The organism is Pirellulaceae bacterium, assembly GCA_029243025.1.
GTDB lineage: Bacteria > Planctomycetota > Planctomycetia > Pirellulales > Pirellulaceae.
Window position 1 is genome coordinate 81,555 of record JAQWSU010000029.1, and the last position, 18,460, is coordinate 100,014.

The window sequence follows — 18,460 nt, forward strand, 5'->3', positions numbered from 1 at the left end:
GTGTTTCGGGTTTTTTTTAAGATTTCCGGTTGAACTCGTCGTTTCGGCGTTGAGAATAGACTGTGTTATTTATCCTTTATCCTCTAGTGACCTTGCTTGCTCCGCAATAGCCGATGGTCGTTGTCTGATTTTCGGAACCCGTGATGCCTTTGAATGATCGATTGAAAACTCGCGTCAAGCGATTTACAACGGCTGCAACGGCCGCCGCCGTCACCGGAAATCTTGCCACCGATGCCGATGCAAGTCTCCACATTTGGGACGTTGGCCAAACCGGTACCCCTTGGAATGACGTAACGTTAACGGCTTCTTTTCAACCCAACTTCCAGTTGGAGTTTCGGGGCTCGAGCTGGTCGTACAACAAGACCACCTCATCCGTGTCCGCGTCGTTCTCTGGTTGGGAAGTGAATATGGATTCAAGGTCAAACCTGTCGCATATCAATTCAGCCAAATGGAACTCAGGGGTGATGATTGACGCCGACGCGAACAACGGTGTGGCCTCCGCAGGCATCGACAGCAAAACGGCGCACTCATGGAAGACAACACGTGCGGCACTGGAGGGATTTAGTAGCATTTACTTGACCTCCATGGTGCCGGGCATCGGAAGCGGCTCATTTCGGTGGGGCCCATGGCGACCTACTCCGGCAAATGGCTACTTGGGCATCCGTTTTGAGGAAGAGGGTGAGTATTACTATGGTTGGGCGGAACTTACCGTCCGAGACAGGGGACAAATCGACATCGTGAGATGGGCGCTGGAAGACGAGGCAGGTGTCGCGGCAATGACCGGTGACCCCGTCGCCCCGGAAACGATTCCCGAGCCAGCGTCGATCGCCATTTGGGCGATAGGAGCAGGTGCGGTTGGCCTTCGAGCCCTCAGACGACGCCGGCAAAACGCAAACGATCAAGTATCTTAGCGTTAACTTTTATCAGGACCGATATAAGGTTGTCTATCGCGGCAAGTCAGTCCAAGATTCGAACGATTCATTCCGACGCATCGATTCTTTTGAGGGGGCACATCTTCGTCCCCTGTGATTATCTTAGATAAGATGGCCTCTGAGATATTCTCATTGATTCCTGAGGGCGCCCCGTCGATTCGTTTGAGCGGATGCCCTCCTAGTAGCCCTCCTTTTGGGGATCCGCAAGAAGGTTTTTGCAAGTGCCAATGTCTCGCAACGTCAACAGCGATTGTCTTATCTCACCGAATCATTCAAAGGTGCTCGTGATTGGCTGGGATGCTGCCGATTGGAGAGCCATTCGTCCGCTCCTCGAACAGGGCAAGATGCCTCATCTCCAACGAATGATGGAGGAGGGTTGCCACGGTAATGTCTCAACTCTCAACCCAATCCTGAGTCCGATGCTTTGGACATCCATTGCCACGGGCAAAAGACCGTCGAAACACGGCATCTGGGGCTTCTCCGAACCGTCACCGGACGGCAAAACCATTCGCCCCATCACCAATAGAAATCGCCGTTGCAAGGCGATTTGGAACATCCTGAGTCAGGTTGACAAGAAGTGCAATGTCGTGGGCTATTGGCCATCTCATCCGGCCGAACCCATCAACGGTGTGATGGTCTCCAATTGGTACCATCGTGCCATCCCGATCAAAGGCTGGACACCCACCTCGATCGCTGACCGGCCACAACCTGGACTGCAGGGCTGGACTCACGACGAATGGCCGATGCCTGAGGGTACTGTGCACCCAGAGCATCTGTCAGAAAAGCTGATGGAATTTCGCATGCATCCATCGGAATTAGAAGCCGCGCACATTGGCCCCTTTATTCCGAACTTTCTCGAGCTTCAGGAGAAAGAAGATCCCCGGCTGGTCGCTTGCTCAAAGGTGCTGGCAGATGCAACGAGCGTCCATGCTGCAACGACCGCGCTCATGAGCCTTGAACCGTGGGATTTCACGGCCGTCTACTATGATGCGATCGATCATTTTGGACACGGCTTCATGAAGTATCATCCTCCTCGCAATCCTTGGATTCCTGAAACGGATTTTGAAAACTTCAAACATGTCGTGGAATCCGGCTACCGTTTGCACGATCTCTTCCTGGGAACTCTGTTGCAGCTCGCTGGGGAAGACACGACGGTCATCCTGTTGAGTGATCATGGTTTCCATCCGGATCATCTACGACCGTCAGCCATCCCAGCAATCCCGGCCGGTCCGGCCGTTGAACATCGCACGTACGGCATTTTTGTCGCGAAAGGTCCGGGCATCCGAAGGAACACTGAATTGACCGGAGCCAGCGTCCTCGATTTGACCCCAACCGTCTTACAGATCTTCGGTTTACCGGTGGGCAGTGACATGGACGGTAAGGTACTCGCCAACCTCTTCGACCAACCAGCCATACCCACGACCGTCCCATCGTGGGATGACATTGAGGGGCCGAAACCCGCTGGGATGCACCTCATCGAGGATGAACCTGACAACCAGCAAGACGCTGAAATGATGAAGCAATTGGTCGAGTTGGGATACATTGAAGCACCCGACGAAGATCAAAATGAAGCCAAGAAGCAATGCTTAGGCGAGCTGCATTACAACTTGGCAGAATCCCATATCGATGCGGGCGAATACTGGGATGCCTACTCTTTGCTAGATACGCTCTGGTCAGATTCGCCGCGGGAACATCGCTACGGTTTGAATTTAATCCGATGTCTGGCCGCATTAGAACGATGGCCTGAACATGCAGAGGCGATTGACTTGCTCGACAAAAACGTCGAGGAAACAACGCAATGGGCTCAGGAGTCCCTTGATGAATTGACACCCGAACTCAAGGAATTCGGTCTCATCGAAGATAAAGACAACGCTGAAGCTAAAAGCGAAGCGACGGTCAACACCAAGGAAGAGGAAAAAACCCGCCCCCCCGCCGAGCGCCGGAGACGGGCTGAAAAGAAGAAAAAGCTCGAAGCTACGCTCCGCAAGCTTCAATGGTCCCTGGCCCCCATGGACCTGACGATCCAATGGTTGCGCATCCAACATAGATTGGCAACCGATGATTTGTCCGGAATTCAGACCGATCTAGAATCGTTCGAAAAACATGCGGAATCCCAATCAAACGTTTCCATGTATAACATACTGGCGTTTGCCCATCTGAAACTCAAGAATTATCCAAAGGCTGAGATCTATTATCGGAAGCTGCTCGAATTGGATTCCGAAAACGCCATTGCGGAACGCGGCTTGGCCGAGATTGCGGTCGTCAAAGAAGATTGGGAAGAGGCGGTCGAAAGGTCATTGTCTGCGATTGACTTGCAATTCAACGACGCCCACTCGCATTTCTTATTAGCAAAAGCGTTAGCCCAATGTGACGAACCTGAATTGGCGCGCCCGGCTTTTGAATCGGCGATTCACCTCCGTCCCAACTCGACTGATTATTCGGAGGCTTACATCCAACTACTCGATACCCAAGGTAACTCAACAGCAGCCGAACAGGAGCGTCAACGAATCACGGAGCTTCGCGAGAAGCTTCGCCAGGCGACCGATGTCGACCTGATCGCACAGCAGGAAATGGCAGAACAGACTGTCCGTCGTCAAGAATTGGGGCTCTTTGTTTCCGCCCCCCAAGCTAATGCAACCACAACAGGTGACAATGCGATCACGATCGTCAGTGGTCTGCCTCGGTCGGGTACCTCAATGATGATGCAAATGTTGGCGGCTGGCGGGCTCAACGCCGTCACTGACAAAGGCCGTGAAGCCGACGAAGATAATCCGCACGGATATTTCGAAGACAAACGTGTGATGGGGCTGATGCGAGATAACGATTGGATCCCCTCGGCGCACCGACAAGCACTCAAGGTCGTCGCCCCTCTCTTGAAACATCTGCCCAGCGGCTCTCACTACAACATCCTTTTCATGGATCGCGACTTAAGGGCCGTCGTTAAAAGCCAAAGAACGATGCTGCAACGAAACAATCGTGACGGAGCAAGGTTGCCTGATTACCGTTTGATGCATGATTATCGGCAACAACTGGTCGAAATCGAACAATTGATTGCTACTCGTGAAGACATGACGGTGCTATTCTTGAATTACGATCGTACGGTCTCCACTCCACGAGAGGCCTCCGAGCAGATTGGGCAATGGTTACTGATGCAGCTCGACCAGAAACGCATGGCCGCAGCTGTCGACCCCAGCCTTCAGCGCCAACGGCCAGAAACCGCTGAAAACGATAGCTGATTCAATGAAATCGATCGCCGCTTTTTGATGGTACATGTATCGTGTCGACTGAAGAATGTACGAAACGTCGAGTGCTGCTTGTGGCGTGGCCAGGAGCTCATTCACAGATCGTGAATTCGATGCTCGAACAGGGACGGCTGCCAAACCTGTCAGGTCTCATCAAGAAAGGCGTCGTCGGCCGCCTGGACAGTCCGCCACCGTACAATCTCTCTAGCATGGCGACGTCCATCGTGACGGGAAAGCCACCCGGACTGCATGGCATCGTTGGACCTGCAATCCCCTCCGCAGATCGTTCTAAAATGCAACCCGTTACGTCGGCCCATCGTGAGTCTGCTGCAGTTTGGAATATGTTTTCAACGCGTCATCGGCGCAGCATGGCGGTTGCGTGGCCGGTAAGTCACCCTGCCGAACCCATTCTGGGAAACATCGTTTCTAATCGATTTGCCCAAGGATTGATGGATCGACGCATTCCGATGCAGCCAGCCACCATTCATCCCCAACCGTTGAATGAGAAACTTGCAGAATTTCGAATCTTTGCAGATGAATTGAAGGCGGAAGACCTTTTGCCTTTGCTGCCATTAGGACATGAGATCGACCACGACCACGACCCGCGAGTTGCGTTTTGCGCGAGATTAATGTCACAGACCGCTACCGTTTCTACCTGTAGCCAGCAACTGTTGCCGGAGGAGCGTTGGAGCTTAATGGCCATTTGGTTTCCCGCGATGGCAAGCTTCAATCGTCGCTTTCTCAAATTTCATCTTGCCGACTCCGACACAGCGGAATCGAACGATCATCGACTCTATCAAAACGTCCTCAACGCCGCCTACCACTACCATGACCTTTTGCTGGGCCAGTTGATTCAACAGACGGGTAATGATGCTACCGTCATTCTAGTCTCACCGGTCGCTGAATCTCCCGTCGTGAAAAAACGATTTGGGGAAAGCCACGGCATGCTGGTTATCTCCGGCTCCGACATTCACCAGGACGAATTAATCCATGGTGCTAATCTCTTGGACATCACCCCGACCATTTTAACTGCATGTGGCTTACCCATCGGCAAAGACATGAAGGGGCGGCCTTTGTTGGACGCCTGGCAGGTAGCCCCGCAGGTCGACATGATTGACAGCTGGGACACTCAAGCAGGGCCCAACCCTGAGCAAGAGGAAATTTCTCGCCATCCAAATGCAACGTCGGTCTCTGCCGCGGCAAGACCGGTCGAATCCGACCCGAAACAACTCGGGCAAGACCAAAATGACGCCCAAGTTTCCCGCGCAGCCGACCTCTATGAATATCGCCGAACGAAATCCCTGATGCACAGCGGTTTGTATCGGAATGCGATTTCCAACCTGGAACGACTAGCTCAGGTCGAACCCTTCCAAGTATCGGCAACCCTTGACTTGGCCCAATGCTTATGGCGTCTCAGAAACATCGAGCAACTGGAACCCTTGATCGATCAATTCGTGAAAGATAGGGGGTCGAATGACGGAGAAATCCCGGCCTACATTATTTTGCTCCAGGGGCGCCTGAAGATCATTCAAGGGGATGAAGAAGCAGGGAAATCTTTACTCGCCAACGCTGCCTCCGCCGCAAACCAAGATCACTATTTACTCACCCAGATCGGAGAGACCTATCTCAGCTTCAGGGAAGCTGAACATGCTGCCGAAGTGTTCCGGCGAGTCTTAGCGGAGCACCCCCACCATGCCGCGGCTCACTTGGGATACGGGCGTTCCCTCCTGCAACAGAAGAGACCCCAACAAGCGGCCGACAAATTCACCGAAGCGATCGTCTTACGATATCATTACCCCGCTGCTCATTTTTGCCGGGCTGTTGGTCAATTGCGACTGAGAGATCCAGAAGGTGCTCTCGATGCGGCATCGATATGCCTCAAACAAAATCCGTCGTTTGCACCTGCTCATCGGCTGATGGCGCGCGTCTACAAAAGGTTTTATCGGGACGATCACCTGGCCGCGCAACATCTCCGACAGGCGAAACAGTTAAGAGAGAAGAAGCTGCGCGAATCCGATTCTAAGTGGGGGAGCCATCTGCCAGCGGAAGCAGCCGGTTTGGGACCGCTGGACGTGCTGGCCTCGGTTGCTAACCGCCGTCGCCAGCGGGACCCAAATCAGCGTTGATCTCTTGTCTGTTTTGGGGCCATCAGCGGATCGGGTCCGCTGTTGATCTGACTCGGCAAAAGCCGATTAGTCCGCGCCGGCAGCACGGTCGGTAAATTCGGTCTTCCAGCGATTTTTTGTCGTACCGCCGCGGATTGGTTCGGTGGGCTGTCGTAATCGTTTCTCTCGGCTAACTGCGCATGGATTTTCACGGTTTCATCGGTGGCGGTGGGGGTGAGCGGTCACCCGTTGTTCAAGTGCTAGAATTTCAAGACAGGGTCGTATTCTGGACGGTTGGATGCACCTGTTGTCGCACTGCTTCTTCTGCTCTCAGGTGTTATCCGCATGCCGAATGATTCTGGTAAATCACAACAGACTCTCCTGGGATACAGCTTGCAGGCACGAATCGGAAAGGGTTCGCAAACTGAGATTTGGCGAGCTCAGTCTCACGGCGGATCTATGCGAGCTATCAAGCTGATTTGGGGGCTTTCAGATGAAAAATCAACTCGGCTTCAAATCGACCAACTTAATCGTCTGAAGGAATTGCGACATCCTTTCTTGTTGCCTCTTGAGTGTGTCGAATTGGTAGACGACTGTTTGGTACTCGTCAGTCAATTGGCAGATAAATCATTAAGCGATCGGTTTCGGGAATGCGTCGAGCAGGGATTACCCGGGATTCCTCGGGATGAGTTACTTGCTTACCTTCAAGATGCGGCGGATGCGTTGGATTATGTCAGGGAGACTCAGGCAACGCAGCACTTAAACATTAAGCCAGAGAATCTTTTACTCGTTGGTGAAGATGCTAAGGTTGCCGATTTTGGCATTTTCGCATTCGATCCCGTCACGGGTAGGCCAATGATGGTCGAATCAGATTTGATTTATGCCTCTCCCGAATTGCAGTCAGGTCGTCCTAGTATTCACAGTGACCAGTACAGTTTGGCAGTTGTTTTTTATGAGATGTTGACGGGAGCAACGCCGTTTTCAAAAACGCCATTGGGTCAAGCGGCACTTGACGATCCTTTTTTGACAGCACAGCTTGGAGGTGGCCAAGCTGTTATACGGAAAGCACTATCGCGAGATCCTGCCGACCGTTTTGGGAGTTCTCGTCATTTTATTTCAGCTTTAAGGAAATCAGCTGGGCAGTTGGCATACGAGTTGAAACGAAACGCACTTCCGTGTGGCTTATGGGACGCAAATCCGAAGCAGGCCATGGCTAGTCCGGATTTTGTCTGCGTCGATGCGACTTCAGAAAACAAAGTGCGAGAATTGCCGCCGCCGCCCGAACTGGAGCATAAGGTCGTTCGACCTACGTTGTACATTGGCATCGGAGAGACCGGCACAAAAGTAATGCGGCGGTTACGGCATCGATTGGGACAGCGTTTTGGTGAGCGAGACGAATTGCCAGCTTTGCAGATGTTGTGTATCGATACCGATGTTCAAAGTCTAGCCAATGCCGTTCAGAAGGGGCAGGATGACTCGCTAATCGAGGACGAAATTCTGCCCGTGCCGCTGCGGACCCTTGAGGAATACCGGGATGATTCCAATGTTTATTTGTCATGGATTGATCGCCAATGGATCTGCAATATTCCTTCGAGCCTGCAGACAGAGGGACTTCGACCCTTAGGACGTTTGGCTTTTGTGGACCATAACGAAATCATTTTTGAACGCTTGCATCAGCTGTTCGACAAGATGACGCTTGCTGAGTCTTTAGCACAGACCGCCGAAACGGTGGAACTGGATCCCGGTAGCTTGGAATCGCCGCGAGTCTTTATTGTGGCCTCGATTTCCGGAGGCGTGGGCAGTGGGATGGTGTTGGATCTGACCTATGCGGTCCGCACGGTGATGTTGGAACGCGGTTTAAACGATAACGCCGTCTGCGGGATATTGACTTATGCAGCTGGTCGAACCACTCCTGATCGAGATCTGACCGTCGTGAATACGGTCAGTTGCCTGAATGAAATGCACCATTACAGTCGAGCCACCGGATTTCCCGGCGATGATACCTGTGGTTTACCTTCTTTTGATGAAGAAGATGGTGATACGTTCTCAAGGACTTATGTGGTCGATCTGGGGCAGAATCTAGTAGCCAATGATTTTGACTCAGCCGCTGATCACGTGGCCGATTACGTTTATCTTTGTTCCGTGACGCCTTGCGTCTCATTCTTTGATGCTTGTCGTGAGCAAGATGATGTCACGGCCTGTATGACAGTTTCTAGCTTTGGCGTCAGATATTCCGACCTGCTTGAAGATCGATTTACCAACCTTCCATTTTATCAGCTGAAAACATCGTTAATCGATACTTGGCTGAAAACGTCAGTGGACGGGTCACTAACTTTTGATGGTCAACAGCTTCTTACGCAAGTTGAGATAACGGTCGATACCGTTTTGGAACAGTTTGAGGTCGCTCTGGGTGAACGATTTGGCCTTTCGTCGGACTCCATCGTTGAGGCGGAAATCCAGGTTCTGATTCACGAATCATCGGATGTGATCGCTGGCAAACGATCTTCCTCGAACCTGGCTCAAATCGAAAAACGACTCTCTCGACTGTTCGATTCGTCTGCAGCCGATCTGACTGACCAGCCAACTTTATCGAATTCACATCGCTCGTTTGCGGATCTGATTGTGTCGCAGCAAGCGTCTCAAACCACGGTAATCTCTAAGTTGGCAACCAAGGTCATCTCCCATGCGTTAAATGGACCCGGTCAGCGTATCGCGAAATCACGTGCGGTCCAACGTGCTTTGGTTGATCACTTGGAATCACGTCATGATGAAGTGATGTTGTTGATCAACCAAGCTGAATCCGATTGCGAAGCCGTTCGTGAGCAACTTGTTTTATCAGAAGATGATTCAAATCGTGATCTGTCGGAAACCTCCGCTGCGGAACGTGCCTTCGCCAAGCTCAAGTTGAAAATCTATCTGTTAAAAGCCACCGGTGATGTGTTTATCGCTGTTCGTGATAGGTGTCTTGCCGTGGCTAAAACGATCGATCGATTTGCTGAGCAGTTGGCGGAATTGTCAAATTCGAACGCAAAAGGTCACCAGCAAAGGGTTGCCGATCTGGAATTTTCGACTGCTGGGAAAGGTTGCTCGTTGCCACAATTAATCAGCAAGAAGAATCCCGCAGAACTCGATCGACTTTGTTGGGTCGCTGATCGAATTTTTCAGGACGAAATGACAGATGGTACTTTGTGGCAACTTGTGGCGACTTCTAAAGACTTTAGTGAGCAATTCGAGTCAATCCTTGATCGGGTCGTCAAGCGAGTTCTTTCGACTGACACTCGATACGCAAACTTCGAATCGATCATTAATGAAGTAAGTTCGAGTGCTAAAGAGGGGGCAGGCCGCTTGCAACACGAATTCGAAGAGGCGACTCCGCCCGTTCTGTACACCCTCGGTGGTGCGACACGTTTGTTGACAATCGTTCCTCAAGGCGTTTCGATAGAACAACTCGATCAAACTTTGCGAGAAAATCTGCAGCAATCAACCATCGTGCCGAACGCATCGGGTGACCTGGCTTTCTGTTGTGAGGTCTCTCAAATATCCTTGGAACGACTAGGAACGCAACTCAGGCAGGCTCATTCTCACGTCACCGAGGATCTGGCTCGGTTTCACACACGTACCGATGTGAACTGGATATCGCTCATCTGATTGAATGTTTCTTCGGAAGGAAGGGCGACCGAGTCGATCGGTGCCGCGGAGGCGGCTGCCGTTGTTTCGGCAAAAAACGGCAGCCAGCGGTCTCCCGCTGGCATTAACAGTTTGCTGTGGAAATCATGCTCGATCGACTTCATGGAAGACTTTGCGGATTATACGGCTTGCGGCTCAAGGGTTGGGCTTGACGAATCCGATGAGTGGGTAGGTTTGGGCTGTTCCAGTCATGGGGTGCTAGCGGGGGATCTGACGCATGCGGCAACCATTGGCATTGATCGTTTCGCTGTTTGCCACATTGGCCGTGGGAATTCTTGTGGCAGATTTGTCAGCGCAGCTGCAAAGCGGCCCACCGCATCAGCCTCCAATGGTCGGTGACGGATTGGGTGGGGGCTCAACGCTCACCAGTCTCTTTGAACAGGTTACCAACCGGTTCCATACAACGGGCTTCATCTTAAGTGGAACCCCGGGAGACCCCAACGCAGTCTTAGGGTTCGAGGTGAACGGTGGCGCGCCCAACGACTTTTTTACGGTTGGCAGCGGATGGGATCAGTCTGGCGATGGAAAACCCGACACGTTTTCGATGTCAGAGCCTTTGCCGCCCAACGAGGTGCCAACTCGCCCTCCTGGATTTAATTACGATGGTGGAACGGTTGTCTACACGAACAGTCTAACGATTACTCAGCCGGTTAACGGGACATTCGAAGACGGACAGCTGTGGTATGCGGATTACAGCTTTTCGCGACAGATCGATATGGTGAGCGGGCCCAACAGTGGCGGGGTAACTCGGCGACTAAAAATTTCTGAAAACAACAGTCCACTTCCACAGGATCGTCTCTATTTTGACTATCGGTTTTTCAACGATGTGATGCTCGGATTCGGCGACATCAATCGATATGTCGTCGGGATCGAAAAAATGTGCGGCTGTGGATTAAGCAGCTTTAATTTGAGAGTGCCTTTTGCTGCCACGCTTGATAGCGACCAATTTTTTGAAGGAGCGATGGGGCGAGATCTTCAAATTGGAAATCTAACCGGCTCCTACAAACGGGTTCTTTGGCAGGAATACGGCAGTCTTTTGTCGGGTGGTCTGGGAGTAAGTGTTCCCACTGCAGACGATGCAAGAATCTACCAGCTCGGTGGACCACAGATTTTCGAAGTCAGAAATCGATCTGTCCACTTGAAGCCGTTCTTGGGGTGGTTTTCCACCAACGGCATCAGCACACTACAAATGTTCTTTGAGGTCGATTTTGACTTGAATGGAAATGGTGTCTTCGGGGATCTAAACGGAAGTTCCCTGCCAAAACTGGGTGATCTGAACGATTCCAACTGGATGTTTTTGGATATCGCCTACACGCGTTGGTTGTATCAATGCGAATCGAAACATCATCGTGGCATCACGGGTTTCGCACCGCTTGTTGAGTTGCATTATTCGACGACATTAAACGACACCGATGAAATTCAAGAGAATGGTTTTCATATTCGTTCGACGTCGCGTCGCTACAATGTCCTGAATTTGACGGCCGGTGCCCACATTCGTCTTGGTCGATCAACATTCATTACTCCAGCCGGTGTCGTTCCTCTTCGTGAAAGCGATGATGAACAATTTCGCTATGAATTAGCTTTACTCGTTAATCACATGTTTTAGGTCACGTGGCCATTCTTGCGCAGACGACAATCGCATTTCTCAGAGTGATTGACCTCTGTCTGCCACGCTACGGTGATAAAAGTGAAATCTGCGTTGAATAAACGCCACGTTTTCTTGCTTGGCTTTCGCTGTCTCTTTTCTGATTGTTCAGATTTCTGAATGCAAATCGGGATCTCCGCGTGATATCGTAAATCAACTGAACTGTTTTGACGGCGATACGATAGAATATTAGGTTACACCTCGTTGGATTCCGTTCGGAGTCTGGCACCCATGTCGATGTAACTGCGGGGAACGCATCGGCACAAACCCTCGATGCGGATTGTTAAATATCATGAACCAAGTTCTTGGATTCAGTGCGCGCTCTTTGAACAAGACTGGACGGCGCTTTGCAAGTCGTCGACTATCGCTTGAGTCATTGGAGTGTCGCGCCCTGCTTGCCGCCGACCCGTTGATGCTGGCTTCGGTCGAAGTGCAGAACTCACCGCCCGTTGCGAACCCCGATTTTTACATCATCGATGATGACGATCTCTTGATGACCGATGACGTGACTGGTGTGTTAATTAATGACGTTGATCCAGATGATGATCCATTACACATTTCAAAAATTGTCGAACCGCCGACGCGAGGCAGTTTGACGATTGAGGAAGACGGTGGATTTACCTATCGGCCTCAAGCGATTGGTATCGATACGTTTGTCTATGAGGTGTCTGATTCGATCGGCGGGACTGATAGCGAGGCAGTCACGATCATCATCAATCGATCTGCAGGGACTCCGCCGCTGGCTGAGAATGATCAGTACTCATTCGTCGAAGGTTCCAGGATTTTTATCCGTGCAGCAAGTGGCGTACTTGCCAATGATGTAGGGCAGTCCACTGGATTTGAAGCCGTCCCGACTCTTTTGCCCAGCAATGGCGAATTAGATCTGAAAACTGACGGTGCCTTTACTTACATTGCTCGACCTGGATTTATTGGCACAGACCAATTTCGCTATCGGTTAAATGAAAACGGCATTGATCTGGGGGAAGCGACGGTAACGATCGAGGTTAAATCGGCGGGTGAGACTCCGACGATTATGGGACTGCTGGCTCGCGATCAGAACGACAATGGACTCTTTGATCCCGAAGAGGTCGTTGAAGGCGCCATCGTTCAGCTTTTCGTCGATGATGGTGACGGAGTTTTCGACCCGGCATCTGGGGATTTAGAAGCAGTACACCCGGTGATCACTGAATTGGGTGGCTACTACGGTTTTTCTGCCCTCAATCCCAATAAGGGATATTTCGTTGTGCAGCCTACACAACAAGTCGAAGGGCTTGTGCTTCCATCGCAAGTCAGTCGGCTAATAGAGCCCGGGGCACACGATCTCTTGTTTGACAGTTTTGAATCGACGCAGACGGTGACTGCTCAGCCACCAGCACCGGTGCAGGATGCTTCCGCACGATCCTTTGTGACGGGGGAAACCGAAGTGATTGGGGGCGAACGGGATTTGTTCGTCGCGTTAGAAGCAGGCGAGGGTTCACTCCTATTGGCCGCAAATCGTGGCGATTTCAATGGGGTGCTGCATTACCAATCCGCAGCGAATTCTCAAGGATTTGCGCGGGTGACGTGGGACGGGGAAGACAACGATCCTAGTGGACTTGGGAATGGTCTTGATGGTCGTGACTTGACGCTGAATGCGACGCAAAAAGGGATCGCGTTTTGGGCTGGAGCGGGCACGACCGGGGGGATGGTTGAAATTCGTTTACTGGAAGGAGAAAACTCTTCCGTTGCGGAACGCCCGGTCTCTTTTGAAGGACTTAGGTATCAGTTTGTTCCGTTTCATGAGTTTTTCGGTGACGCTGATCCGTCCCAAGTCGATGCGATTGAATTGTTAATGAAAACGGATGCGCCGGGCGGTGATGCGATTGAGTTCGACTCGTTTGGAACTGCTGGACCGAAAATCGTTGACTTGTTTTCGACGGAAACGGTCGCAGAAGTGTCCGTGTCGACAACCAATGATGTTGAGGCCGTTTATGTCGGAGATGATGTCAGCTACACGGTCGTCGTATCAAATGCTGGGCCGAACGATCTGGTTGCTGCGAGCTTTCTGAATGAGACTCCCCTCGGTCTGACGGATGTCACCTATACCAGTGCAATTCAAGGGTCTGTGACGGGCCATACGGAATCAGGTGTCGGGGCGATCAGCGATAGCCTGAATTTGTCTGCCGGAAGCTCTGTTACCTACAATTTGGTGGGAACGGTTGCTGCAAGTGCGATGGGGCAGTTGCTGAGTGAAGCTCGCCTGCATCTGCCTGCCGGAGTCACGGATTCTGATTTGAGCAACAATACGGCCACTGATGTGGATGAGGTCATCCGCGAAGTCGATGTCTCGGTTGTTAAAATTAACGGGCAAGATTTCGCAACGCCTGGAGATGTGATTGACTACACCATCTTTGTCACCAATCGTGGTCCAGCTGACGTCAGTCAGGTTTCCATCGTCGACGAAATGCCGGAGGCACTTGTCGACGTGCAATACACAAGTGAAGCCTCGCGCGGAGTGGATGGAAATACTACGCAGGGCAGCGGCGACATTCGCGATCTTGTCAATATCCCGAAGGGCGGTAACGTCACTTACCTAGTTACAGCGACCGTTCGACAAGAGGCACGCGGGGAATTGTTGAATGTTGTATCAGCTCAAACGACGGACAACGTGATTGAACTTAATCCCGTCAATAATGTTGCAACCCACAGGGATGTGTTGTTTCCAACCTCGGATCTCGCTGTTAGCATTTCGACGACACAAACGGAGTTTGTGCCAGGGGAGGAAGTCGCTTTTGTGGTGGAGGTTCAAAATGTTGGTCCCACGGATGCTGAATCGGCGACGGTCCTTGATGCGTTTAGCTCGCAGTTTGTCGACGTGACCTATTCAAGTCTTGCGACGCTCGGGGCAACGGGGAATACCGAGAGTGGATCCGATGCCATCGATGATCTTGTGTTTATGCCGGCAGGAAGCACGATTCGGTACGAAGTTCAGGCAACCATCGCCACCGCTGCGACCGAGACTCTCTTGAATGAGGTGTCTATTATTCCTGGTGTTGGTGTGATTGATCCGAATCCTGTCAATAATCATGCCCAGTTCGAAGGGGCGTTGACCCTCCTCAGCGACCTGTCGATTGCGATCGATGACGGCGTCGATACGGTACCGTTGGGAGCATCGCTCACCTACGTGATTGTTGTTGAGAATCAAGGGCCGAGTGACATTGGGGGTGTCCGTGTTTTTGACTCGCTGCCGCCTCAGTTGGAACAAGTGTCGTACGTTACGGACACGACCGGAGAGGTCGAGGGGAACTCTGATAACGGCTCGGGACCCATTGATGAAGTGGTGTCGATGGCTGTTGGTAGTAGCCTGACTTATACCCTGTCGGCTGTCGTGGCAAGGGCCGGTTTGCTTCGGTATGAAGTCGAAGTTGAGCTGCCTGAGTCTCATCAAGATCCAAGTTTGGAAAATAATATTGCCTTTGATCTGACCGAAGTTGTTCTCCCCGACCGAGCCGATCTCTCTGTCGATGTGATGGCCGAGCCAATCGAGGTTGTGGCCGGTCAGGCGGCGGATTATCGAATGATGGTGACCGTGGCCAATGCGGGACCGAATCCAGCACGACTCGTACGAGTTGATGGGCAATGGCCTGCCGAGCTGGAAATGGGGCTGCCGGCGGTGCCGCAAGGAGGACTCGCATCCACCGCGGAGGGATATCGCTGGGAAGTCGAGTCGCTCTCGGCAGGGGCTTCGTTGACGCTTGAATTGCCCTACACGGTTGCGCCCTCGACAGCCCCTCAAGTCTTGGTGCATCGGGTGCTTGGAGTCACCGATTCCATCGATCGTGATTTGGGAAATAATCAAGCAGAAGCGACCGTCGAAATTCAGGCTGTTGCGGATCTACGCCTAGCGATTGATGATGGTGTCTCAGAAGTCATTGCGGGTGATGCTGAGCCATTGACTTATCAAGTCAATGTCCAAAATGCAGGACCGTCGCGCGCACGCGGGATTGAAACGGAGATCAATTTACCGGCCCAATATTTGGTCGGAGATCTCGTTCCGTCGTCAGGTAGCATCGATCAATTTGGCAATCAACTCGTTTGGCGAATCGATTCACTTGACGCTGAAGAAGCGGTCGAATTGGTAATCCGTTATGACGTTGCCGACGACGTAATAGCGGGTTTGTACCAAGTCGAAGCAACGGTTGGGTCCGACACGACCGACAGCGATTCGAGCAATAATTTGGCAGTCGACGTGAACCAAGTCAGATCCGTGGTTGACCTTACGGTTGCAATTGACGACGGGGTTCGTGAAATCATTGCCGGGCTGTCTGAACAGTACACCTTTGAAGTAGTGGTCGCTAATCGCGGCCCTTCCATCGCTCGTGAACTGCTCATCACCGATCGATTGCCAGCCGATTACTCAATCATTGAGATCACTCCAGCAACCGGTGAAGTGGTCGAAAGTATCGATGGATTTGAGTGGCGCGTCGAGCAGTTGGGAGTGGATGAAGAAATATCGTTAAGTGGCACTTATACAGTGGCCTTCGATGCAGAAGGTGGTGAAAAAACGAATGTGGTCCGCGTGTCGTCGGCCGGTGAGGAAGCGAATGAAGCGGACAATGTGGCCGAAGATAAAAACCTGATCCAAGTATCGTCGATTCGCGGTACTGTTTGGAATGATGGGAATGGAAATGGAGCACGTGAGACAAATGAAATGCCGATTCAGGATTGGTTTGTCTTCTCCGATGCGAATCAGAATGGGGTTCATGATCCGGGGGAGGCAAGTGCTGTTGCCGATTTGCAGGGAGAGTATGAGTTCGCGGTGACTCCAGGCTTGCACCATGTCACGCAGGCCGCCCTGGATGGATGGGAAACCACCTCGCCAGCTCGTTTCGCGACAGCGGCTGCCTTTGAGTCGCGTCGTGATGCTGAAGTTGTTGATTTGGCAACGGACCTTACGACGGCTGACTTTAATCAGGACGGTCGTTCGGATCTGGCGATTCTAAATGAGTACTCGAATCGTTTAGTTGTCTATAGTCGTTCTGAGCAAGGGGTTTTCGAAGAAACATTTTCTTTGACGGTTGGCGTGCGACCTCGTTCCTTAACTGTCGTTGATTTCGATAAGGATGGCGACCTGGATCTTGCTCTGACAACGCTAGGCGGGCGGCAGAGCGGGCCGGTACGCGATCACGGAGTCACGATTTTATCGAACAATGGAAACGGTCAGTTTGCAAACTATCAGACGATTCGCGCCGGAAATGGCCCGCAAGATGTGGTGGCCCTGGACGCAGATCTGGACGGAGATTTTGATCTTGCGGTCGCGAATGTTCATGCGGGGACTTTGACACTACTTGCGAATCGCAACAATCGATTTGTCTTTGACAGGACGGTAGAGGTTGGGCACAGTCCAACATCTGTCAGTGTCGGTGATTTGAATCAAGACGGATTAATGGATTTGGTCGTTTCCAACTTTGGAAGCGATAGTGTTGGGGTTTTAATCAATCGTGGTGGTCGCTTTATTAGCCGACAGGAGATTTCTGTCGGTGATGGTCCGGCTGGCGTGGCCCTGCTGGATGTCGATCATGATGGGGATGCCGATCTGGCCGTTGCCAATTTCTTGGGCGATGATGTCTCGATTTTAATGAATGATGGTAATGGTAATTACGACGCAGGATCGAAACTGTTCCTTGATCGGGGTGCACGTCCTCTGTCGCTTGTCGCGAACGATCTGAATGCCGATGGTGAGGTCGATCTGTTGATTTCCAACGCTGAGCTTGAAAAGACTGACTGGGCATTGGGGGTTGGAGGGGGCTCCTTTTCGACTGGGCCAAGAATTGATGCCGGCTTGGGCCCCCAGGCTTTGACGCTCCTGGAGCTCGATGACGACGACACCGCTACCGACGGCATGGTTGATTTTGCAACGGTGGTGGTTGATGTCGATACCGCCAAGGCCGGTTTGGCTGGAGGGGTAGCCGTTTTAGAAAATCGCCCCAACCGAGTTCAGCTGGTTGAAGTCGCAGCTGGCGAAACAAAGCAGGATGTCGATTTCGGAAATTTACAGTACCGCGTCGTTCCGCCAGTTACCCATAGTCGCACCTTGTCTTCCGTTGTGCCAGAAGGCAGGTCGTGGCAACGCGCGCCTCGTCAATTGCTTTCAAGTTCGAGTGGTCGCCAAGCGGCGTTTGCGAAACTACGTCAGGATTTGACGCCAACTCGCCCAAATCGACAGCACCGCATGCAACGACAACGACGTTTTCTTGAGCAGAAGAGACTTGCTGCAGTTGATCAGGCTCTGGGGGCTCTGATTGACGACGACCGATTTGGTTCCGTTGTCGATCAGTTGCTGGGCGATGGCGAAGTTTAGTCGAGAGGCAGCGCTGAGGGAATCGCATCGGAGCGATCAGGGGACAAGCGATCACGGTATTGCAGGCCTAATCCCGTGTGCGAATTAGATTTGCAATCAATTGCACTAAAGCATCTAGCAGTAGACAACGCAAGATACTTCTACACGTGTATACAAGGCCCAAAATGACCCCCTACCGACATAGGGCCGAAATAGCGATTCCAGGTACACATTTCAGACGGTGTACCTGGAGGCGATTCTGCTGGACAGCTTTGCGGAATCCTGCTGTACTGGTGGACGTGCTACACAATCCAGAACGACAGGGGGAACGATGAAAACACTACTCACGATTGCCATGTGCTTCGCTATCACAACAGCGGCCAACGCTGACATCATGTCGTTGGGTGGTAAAATCCATTTGAGCGACTGGGTCGGCGGCAAAGTCATCTACGAGCCGGACACCGGAGAGGTAGTCGGGGCTCGGATGACCTACGATCACTATTTCCGAACGTGCAAGAACGACGATGCCA

Annotated in this window: 7 protein-coding genes; all 7 read left to right on the plus strand. The window is 52.0% G+C overall.

What is annotated here, in order from left to right; translation table 11 throughout:
- Positions 1-143: 143 nt before the first annotated feature.
- Positions 144-911: a hypothetical protein gene (locus P8N76_12710; GenBank protein MDG2382524.1), complete on the plus strand. Its 768-nt coding sequence runs from the start codon at positions 144-146 to the stop codon at positions 909-911.
- Positions 912-1,159: 248 nt separating this feature from the next.
- Positions 1,160-4,168 carry an alkaline phosphatase family protein gene (locus tag P8N76_12715; GenBank protein MDG2382525.1) on the plus strand — a complete coding sequence of 1,003 codons (3,009 nt, stop codon included), beginning with the start codon at positions 1,160-1,162 and terminating at the stop codon, positions 4,166-4,168.
- A 41-nt stretch (positions 4,169-4,209) separates the two neighbouring features.
- A complete protein-coding gene (locus tag P8N76_12720; protein ID MDG2382526.1) occupies positions 4,210-6,300 on the plus strand; it encodes an alkaline phosphatase family protein in 2,091 nt (696 codons plus the stop codon).
- A 324-nt stretch (positions 6,301-6,624) separates the two neighbouring features.
- Positions 6,625-9,927 carry a tubulin-like doman-containing protein gene (locus P8N76_12725; GenBank protein MDG2382527.1) on the plus strand — a complete coding sequence of 1,101 codons (3,303 nt, stop codon included), beginning with the start codon at positions 6,625-6,627 and terminating at the stop codon, positions 9,925-9,927.
- 256 nt (positions 9,928-10,183) lie between these two features.
- The gene (locus P8N76_12730) at positions 10,184-11,572 is read left to right on the plus strand and encodes a hypothetical protein (GenBank protein MDG2382528.1); all 1,389 of its coding nucleotides are present in this window, start codon (positions 10,184-10,186) and stop codon (positions 11,570-11,572) included.
- Between the two features lie 331 nt (positions 11,573-11,903).
- The gene (locus P8N76_12735; protein MDG2382529.1) at positions 11,904-17,951 is read left to right on the plus strand and encodes an FG-GAP-like repeat-containing protein; all 6,048 of its coding nucleotides are present in this window, start codon (positions 11,904-11,906) and stop codon (positions 17,949-17,951) included.
- Between the two features lie 310 nt (positions 17,952-18,261).
- Positions 18,262-18,460: hypothetical protein (locus P8N76_12740; GenBank protein ID MDG2382530.1), on the plus strand; the 199-nt coding region annotated here is incomplete at its 3' end.